General features: G+C 68.4%; 8 protein-coding genes. 6 read left to right on the forward strand and 2 right to left on the reverse strand.

Features of this window, described 5'->3' with window-relative positions; genetic code table 11:
- Window positions 1–64: 64 nt before the first annotated feature.
- Genes ACWDVB_RS39925 through ACWDVB_RS39935 form a run of 3 tightly spaced genes read left to right on the forward strand, consistent with a single transcriptional unit; the run spans window position 65 to window position 2,639 of the window.
- Entirely contained in the window at window positions 65–1,369 is a 1,305-nt protein-coding gene (locus ACWDVB_RS39925) for a M16 family metallopeptidase (protein WP_451612055.1), read from the forward strand.
- Window positions 1,370–1,416: 47 nt separating this feature from the next.
- Window positions 1,417–2,169 (forward strand): 4-hydroxy-tetrahydrodipicolinate reductase, encoded by a 753-nt coding sequence (gene dapB / locus ACWDVB_RS39930; protein WP_451518702.1) that lies wholly within the window; start codon window positions 1,417–1,419, stop codon window positions 2,167–2,169.
- 17 nt (window positions 2,170–2,186) lie between these two features.
- On the forward strand, window positions 2,187–2,639 hold the full coding sequence (locus tag ACWDVB_RS39935) for a tetratricopeptide repeat protein (RefSeq protein ID WP_055531432.1): 453 nt from the start codon (window positions 2,187–2,189) through the stop codon (window positions 2,637–2,639).
- 19 nt (window positions 2,640–2,658) lie between these two features.
- Here the strand turns inward: ACWDVB_RS39935 and ACWDVB_RS39940 are convergent, their stop codons facing one another.
- Both ACWDVB_RS39940 and ACWDVB_RS39945 read right to left on the reverse strand, forming a co-directional pair.
- The gene (locus tag ACWDVB_RS39940; protein WP_451518703.1) at window positions 2,659–3,240 is read right to left on the reverse strand and encodes a PH domain-containing protein; all 582 of its coding nucleotides are present in this window, start codon (window positions 3,238–3,240) and stop codon (window positions 2,659–2,661) included.
- 99 nt (window positions 3,241–3,339) lie between these two features.
- On the reverse strand, window positions 3,340–3,579 hold the full coding sequence (locus ACWDVB_RS39945) for a hypothetical protein (protein WP_451518704.1): 240 nt from the start codon (window positions 3,577–3,579) through the stop codon (window positions 3,340–3,342).
- A 190-nt stretch (window positions 3,580–3,769) separates the two neighbouring features.
- Here ACWDVB_RS39945 and thyX point away from each other — a divergent pair, with 190 nt between their 5' ends.
- The 3 genes from thyX to ACWDVB_RS39960 all read left to right on the forward strand — a co-directional run bounded on the left by thyX (window position 3,770) and on the right by ACWDVB_RS39960 (window position 7,433).
- On the forward strand, window positions 3,770–4,510 hold the full coding sequence (thyX, locus tag ACWDVB_RS39950; RefSeq protein ID WP_451518705.1) for an FAD-dependent thymidylate synthase: 741 nt from the start codon (window positions 3,770–3,772) through the stop codon (window positions 4,508–4,510).
- A 189-nt stretch (window positions 4,511–4,699) separates the two neighbouring features.
- Window positions 4,700–5,599, forward strand: a complete 900-nt coding sequence (gene dapA / locus ACWDVB_RS39955) for a 4-hydroxy-tetrahydrodipicolinate synthase (protein ID WP_451518706.1) — start codon at window positions 4,700–4,702, stop codon at window positions 5,597–5,599.
- 148 nt (window positions 5,600–5,747) lie between these two features.
- Complete coding sequence (locus tag ACWDVB_RS39960) at window positions 5,748–7,433, forward strand: ribonuclease J (protein WP_451518707.1); 1,686 nt, start codon at window positions 5,748–5,750, stop codon at window positions 7,431–7,433.
- Window positions 7,434–7,811 lie beyond the last annotated feature (378 nt).

The raw sequence follows: 7,811 nt of genomic DNA on the forward strand, positions 1-7,811 counted from the left end.
CCCCCGTGCCCGAACGCCCGCGGGTTGGGCCCCGCCTGCCCGTACCGGTTGGGCACAAACCCTCATCAAGGGCGAGCACGGCATCGGCACGGTCCGCAGGACGACCCTCCCCGGAGGCCTGCGCGTCGTCACGGAGACCCTGCCCTCCGTACGCTCTGCGACCTTCGGCATCTGGGCGAACGTCGGCTCGCGCGACGAGACCCCGTCGCTGAACGGCGCCACGCATTACCTGGAGCACCTCCTCTTCAAGGGCACCAAGAAGCGCAGCGCCCTGGACATCTCGTCCGCGATCGACGCGGTCGGCGGCGAGATGAACGCCTTCACGGCGAAGGAGTACACGTGCTACTACGCGCGCGTGCTCGACACGGACCTGCCGCTCGCCATCGACGTCGTCTGCGACATGCTGACCGGCTCCCTGATCCTCCAGGAGGACGTCGACGCCGAGCGCGGCGTCATCCTCGAAGAGATCGCGATGACCGAGGACGACCCGGGCGACTGCGTGCACGACCTGTTCGCGCACACGATGCTCGGCGACACCCCCCTCGGCCGCCCGGTCCTCGGCACCGAGGAGACGATCAACGCCCTCGACGCCGACCGCATCCGCCGCTTCTACAAGAAGCACTACGACCCCACGCACCTAGTGGTCGCCGCCGCGGGCAACGTCGACCACAACAAGGTCGTACGCCAGGTCCGCGCCGCCTTCGAGAAGGCCGGCGCCCTGAAGCGCACCGACGCCACCCCGATGCTCCCGCGCCAGGGCTCCCGCGCCCTGCGCACCTCGGGCCGCGTCGAGGTCATCAACCGCAAGACCGAGCAGGCCCACGTCATCCTCGGCATGCCGGGCCTGGCCCGCACCGACGAGCGCCGCTGGGCCCTCGGCGTCCTGAACACCGCGCTCGGTGGCGGCATGTCATCGCGCCTCTTCCAGGAGGTGCGCGAGAAGCGCGGCCTGGCCTACAGCGTGTACTCGTACACGTCGGGCTTCGCCGACACCGGCCTCTTCGGCGTGTACGCGGGCTGCCGCCCGAGCCAGGTGCACGACGTCCTGAAGATCTGCCGCGACGAGCTCGACCAGGTCGCGGAGCACGGTCTGTCGGACGAGGAGATCGGCCGTGCGATCGGTCAGCTCGCGGGTTCCACCGTCCTCGGCCTCGAGGACACCGGCGCCCTCATGAACCGCATCGGCAAGAGCGAGCTCTGCTGGGGCGAGCACATGTCGGTCGACGAGATGCTGGCCAGGATCTCGGCGGTCACCCCCGACGAGGTGCGTGAGGTGGCCCGCGACGTCCTCGGCCACCGCCCGTCCCTCGCGGCCATCGGCCCGCTCAAGGACAAGCAGGCGGCGCGTCTCCACGAAGCGGTCGCCTAGCCCGGTTGGCCCGGTAAGGGCCCTACCCCTTTTAAGGAATGAAGGACATGAGCAAGCTGCGCGTGGCGGTCATCGGCGCCAAGGGCCGCATCGGCTCCGAGGCCGTGAAGGCCGTCGAGGCCGCCGACGACATGGAACTGGTCGCCGCCCTCGGCCGGGGTGACGGACTGGGCACGCTGGTGGACACCGGCGCCCAGGTCGCGGTCGAACTGACCAACCCCGACTCGGTGATGGGCAACCTCGACTTCTGCGTCCGGAACGGCATCCATGCCGTGGTCGGCACGACGGGCTGGACCGACGAGCGCCTCGCGCGGCTGCGGACGGCGCTGGCCGCCTCTCCGGAGACGGGCGTGCTCATCGCCCCGAACTTCTCCATCGGCGCCGTCCTGACGATGAAGTTCGCGCAGATCGCGGCGCCCTACTTCGAGTCCGTCGAGGTCGTCGAGCTGCACCACCCGAACAAGGCCGACGCCCCCAGCGGCACCGCCACGCGCACCGCCCAGCTCATCGCCGAGGCCCGCAGGCAGGCGGGCAGCGCCGCCCAGCCCGACGCCACGGCGACGGCCCTGGACGGCGCCCGCGGCGCGGACGTCGACGGCGTGCCGGTGCACTCCGTACGGCTGCGCGGCCTCCTCGCCCACCAGGAGGTCCTGCTGGGCGGCGAGGGGGAGACCCTGACCGTCCGCCACGACTCGCTGCACCACAGCAGCTTCATGCCGGGCATCCTGCTCGGCGTACGCCGCGTGGTGAGCACTCCGGGTCTGACCTTCGGCCTGGAACACTTCCTGGACCTCGGCTGACCCGGGAAGCGAACCCCATGCGAGCAAAGATCACCTACGCCGTCACGGCTGCCGTCCTGGTCGTCTACTTCGTCCTGGTCGGCAGCCGCGGCGTGCTCCTGATACAGCACGGCACCGCGCTCACCGTCACCTTCGGCGTCGCGGTGCTGATCCTGCCGTTCATCGGCATCTGGTTCCTCTGGAAGAACACCCAGTTCGTCCAGCGCGCCAACCGCCTCGCCGCCGAACTGGAGGCCGAAGGCGGCCTGCCCGTCGACGAGTTGAAGCGCACCCCCGGCGGTCGCATCGACCGCGACTCGGCCGACGAGGTCTTCGCCCGCCGCAAGGCCGAGACGGAGGACGCACCGGACGACTGGCGCTGCTGGTTCCGCCTCGCCGTCGCCTACCACGACGCGCGGGACACCCCGCGCGCGCGGAAGGCCATGCAACGAGCGATCGCCCTGCACGCGGGCAAGCCGGTGAACGTCTGATCGGCCGGTGAACGGCTGACTAGGCGGTGGGCCGGTATTCGGCGGTGGGCCGATACTCGTCGGCCCACACCTCGATGGAGTCGGCAGCCTGGTTGAACGCCTCGTGCCGCGCCAGGAAGTCGGCGTTCCGGTCGGTCATCAACAGCTGCTGCCGCCCGTCGTTCCCCTGATCACGGCGTACGAGGATGAGGGCCTGCCCCTGCACGGTGCGGGGCAGCCCCAGCCACCGCACGGGCTGCTGTGCCGTGCGCACGCTCGCGATCTGCGCCCACGGCACGGTCCGTGTCTTCAGGAAGCCGACCCTGCGCAGCCCGCGCGCGCTCACCCAGGTGCCCACGCGCAGCAGCCGCAGGGAGCCGACGATGATGAGCACGGCGAGCCCCGCACAGAGCGCGGCGCCCGCGAGCGAGTCCGTGAAGGCGATGATCACGGCGGCGAAGAGGACGTACGACGCGAGCAGCAGAAAAAGCGCGGCGGCGCCCACCCGCCAGGGGCCGGGGCGGTAGGGACGACGCCACTGATCGCGGTCGTCGAAGGGCAGCGCGGCGTCGTCCGCCGCGTCGTCGAAAGCGCGGTCCGCGGTCAGGAAAGGCAGGGGCACGGGCTGATCCTCACTCGATCCACGCATGGGCTGTGCCCGGTGAGGTTATCGAGCCGTGTCCCCTGCTACCACCCTTGGGGGGCCATGGGGGTTGCCTCGTCAGTGCCCGTCCGAGGCCTCGGACTGCTGAGTCCGCGCGGGTGACTGGTCGGCCGACATCGCGGGCATCCCGAAGAGCAGGGATCCCACGAGACCGGCCACCACGGTCAGGCCGATGAGCGTGCGGCCCATGATCTGACCGGCTGACGCGCGCTCACGGGGAGGGGGAGTGACGTTGCTGCGGAACTTGTCGGCTTCGGCGATGAAGGCGAACGGGACGGGCTCTCGCCGACGGAACATGGGGCGCGCTTCTCCTCACGGGTCTCGAACTTTCTCTCTTGCCTAGACAGACGCTCGAATCGCCCAAAAGGTGCCCTGTTTCGGCAAATTAGTCGAAGAATGTCGTGGCGGGTCACCGAACGGCCGATTGTCAGTGCCTGGCCATAGAGTGGTCGCCGCCCGAGTGATGCACATGGAAGGACCCCCGCCTGTGAGCGAGACCCCCACCGAAGACCTCAAGCCCAGCTTCCGCAGCGAGGTCACCGTCGAGTTGGTGAAGCATGCCGCCACCGACTCCGACGTCCTGTGGGCCGCCCGTGTCTCCACGGCGGGCGAGCAGTCCCTGGAGGAGCTCCAGAAGGACCCGGAGCGCTCCAAGGGCCTGATCAACTACCTGATGCGGGACCGCCACGGCAGCCCCTTCGAGCACAACTCGATGACGTTCTTCATCAGCGCCCCCATCTTCGTCTTCCGCGAATTCATGCGGCACCGCGTCGGCTGGTCGTACAACGAAGAGTCGGGCCGCTACAGGGAGCTCCAGCCGACGTTCTACGTCCCCGACGAGTCCCGCAAGCTCGTCCAGGAGGGCCGCCCCGGCAAGTACGTCTTCGTCGAGGGAACCCAGGCCCAGCAGGAGCTGACGGGCCGCGTCATGGAGGACTCCTACCGCCAGGCGTACGAGGCGTATCAGGAGATGCTCGCCGCCGGCGTCGCCCGCGAGGTGGCCCGCGCGGTGCTCCCCGTCGGGCTCTACTCCTCGATGTACGCGACGTGCAACGCCCGTTCGCTGATGCACTTCCTTGGCCTCCGCACGCAGCACGAGCTGGCCAAGGTCCCGTCCTTCCCGCAGCGGGAGATCGAGATGGTCGGCGAGAAGATGGAGCAGCACTGGGCAGGGCTGATGCCTCTCACCCATGCGGCCTTCAACAAGAACGGACGTGTGGCGCCGTAAGGCACTGATGTACGGATGCGCGGGTGAAGTGTCCGTATTGCGGCACTTCGTGAAGTTCATCTAGCCTGATCAAACGGACCCGGCACTGCTTGAACCCCCGAGCAGGCAGTGCCGGGCTCCTCACCGGACAGGCCCGCTCACGTCCCCCGAGGGGGGACCCCACGCTGAGCAGCGAGTAGCGTGTTACCCATGGCTCCGACCTCCACTCCGCAGACCCCCTTCGGGAGGGTCCTCACCGCCATGGTCACGCCCTTCAAGGCGGACGGCGCACTTGACCTCGACGGCGCGCAGCAGCTCGCCGCCCACCTGGTGGACGCAGGCAATGACGGCCTGATCATCAACGGCACCACCGGTGAGTCCCCGACCGTCAGTGACGCGGAGAAAAACGATCTCGTACGAGCCGTACTGGACGCCGTCGGAGAGCGCGCCCACGTCGTCGCCGGCGTCGGCACGAACGACACACGGCACAGCATCGAGCTCGCCCACGCCGCCGAGCGGGCCGGCGCCCACGGCCTCCTGACCGTCACGCCGTACTACAACAAGCCCCCGCAAGAGGGCCTGTTCCGGCACTTCACGGCGATCGCCGACAGCACCGGGCTGCCGGTCATGCTCTACGACATCCCCGGCCGCAGCGGCGTACCGATCAACACCGAGACGATCGTCCGCCTCTCCGAGCACCCCCGAATCGTCGCCAACAAGGACGCCAAGGGCGACCTCGGCCGCGCCAGCTGGGCCATCGCCCGCTCGGACCTGGCCTGGTACTCCGGCGACGACATGCTGAACCTCCCGCTCCTGTCGGTCGGCGCGTGCGGCTTCGTCTCCGTCGTCGGCCACGTCGTCACCCCGGAACTGCGCGCGATGCTCGAAGCGCACCTCAGCGGTGACGTCCAGAAGGCCACGGAGATCCACCAGAAGCTGCTCCCGGTCTTCACGGGCATGTTCCGTACGCAGGGTGTGATCACGACCAAGGCGGCGCTCGCCCTGCAGGGCCGCCCCGCCGGTCCGCTCCGCCTGCCGATGGTGGAGCTGACGCCCGAGGAGACGGCACAGCTCAAGATCGACCTCGCCGCCGGCGGGGTACAGCTGTAACCACAGACTTCACAACTGAATACGCGAAACTCGCGGGCGCCACGAGCAAGACGAGCCGCCCGCACCCCACACAACAACTGCTAATGCACGAACGTCATACGCGCCACGTGCCCCGGAGGTACGTGGCGCGCGTGGTGAGGAGAGTCTTTTGAGTCATCCGCATCCTGAACTCGGCGCCCCGCCGAAGCTCCCGAAGGGCGGCCTGCGGGTCACCCCGCTCGGCGGCCTCGGCGAGATCGGCCGCAACATGACCGTCTTCGAGTACAACGGTCGTCTGCTGATCGTCGACTGCGGAGTGCTCTTCCCCGAGGAGGAGCAGCCCGGAATCGACCTGATCCTGCCGGACTTCACGTCCATCAGGGATCGCCTCGACGACATCGAGGGCATCGTCCTCACGCACGGTCACGAGGACCACATCGGCGGCGTCCCCTACCTCCTGCGGGAGAAGCCGGACATCCCGCTGATCGGCTCCAAGCTGACCCTCGCGCTGATCGAGGCGAAGCTCCAGGAGCACCGCATCCGCCCGTACACGCTCGAGGTCGTCGAGGGCGACCGCGAGCACCTGGGCCCGTTCGACTGCGAATTCATCGCGGTCAACCACTCCATCCCCGACGCCCTGGCCGTCGCCATCCGCACCCCCGCGGGCATGGTCGTCGCCACCGGCGACTTCAAGATGGACCAGCTGCCGATGGACGGTCGCCTGACCGACCTGCACGCGTTCGCGCGGCTGAGCGAGGAGGGCATCGACCTTCTCCTCTCCGACTCCACGAACGCCGAGGTCCCGGGCTTTGTGCCGCCCGAGCGTGACATCTCGGGCGTGATCCGGGGCGTCTTCGCCGGTGCCCAGAAGCGCATCATCGTGGCCAGCTTCGCCAGCCACGTGCACCGCATCCAGCAGATCCTGGACGCCGCACACGAGTACGGCCGCAGGGTCGCCTTCGTGGGCCGCTCGATGGTCAGGAACATGGGCATCGCCCGTGACCTCGGCTATCTCCGCGTCCCGCCGGGCCTCGTCGTCGACGTCAAGACGCTCGACGACCTGCCCGACAGCCAGATCGTGCTGGTCTGCACGGGTTCCCAGGGCGAGCCCATGGCCGCGCTCTCCCGCATGGCCAACCGCGACCACCAGATCCGCATCGTCCAGGGCGACACGGTGATCCTGGCGTCCTCCCTCATCCCGGGCAACGAGAACGCGGTCTACCGCGTGATCAACGGCCTGACCCGCTGGGGAGCCAACGTCGTCCACAAGGGCAACGCGAAGGTGCACGTCTCCGGCCACGCGTCGGCCGGCGAGCTCCTGTACTTCTACAACATCTGCAAGCCCAAGAACCTGATGCCGGTCCACGGCGAATGGCGCCACTTGCGCGCCAACGCCGAGCTCGGCGCCCTCACCGGCGTCCCGCACGACCGCATCGTGATCGCCGAGGACGGCGTCGTCGTCGACCTCGTCGAGGGCAAGGCAAAGATCGTCGGCAAGGTCCAGGCCGGATATGTGTACGTCGACGGCCTCTCCGTCGGCGATGTCGGCGAGCCCGCGCTGAAGGACCGCAAGATCCTCGGGGACGAGGGCATCATCTCGGTCTTCGTGGTGGTGGACTCCAGCACCGGCAAGATCACCGGCGGCCCGCACATCCAGGCCCGCGGCTCGGGCATTGACGACGGGGTCTTCACCTCCGTCATCCCGAAGGTCCAGGAAGTCCTGGAGAAGTCGGCCCAGGACGGCGTTGTCGAGCCCCACCAGCTGCAGCAGCTCATCCGCCGCACGCTGGGCAAGTGGGTGTCGGACAACTACCGCCGACGCCCGATGATCCTGCCCGTGGTCGTCGAGGTCTGACCCTCCTGACGGCGCGATCTTCGGAGCGGGGCACCTCGATTTGCATCGGGGCGCCCCGCTCCGTTAGGTTTACGGCTCCGCCCAACCGGGAAGCACCGCGCACTCACGTGCAAGGGACCGACCCGAACGGGGCGGGAAATCCGACTCAGAATCTCTGATAAAGTCGGAACCGCCGGAAAGGGAAACGCGAAAGCCGAAAGGCCGGAGCGGGAACCGGAAAGGCACCGAGGAAGTCGGACACGAAAGAGTCTGATAGAGTCGGAAACGCAAGAACAAAAGAAACACCGAAGGGAAGCGCCCGGAGGAAAGCCCCAGACAATGTTCTGCGGGTGAGTACAAAGGAAGCGTCCGTTCCTTGAGAACTCAACAGCGTGCCAA

This window comes from Streptomyces sp. NPDC003379, from assembly GCF_053589195.1.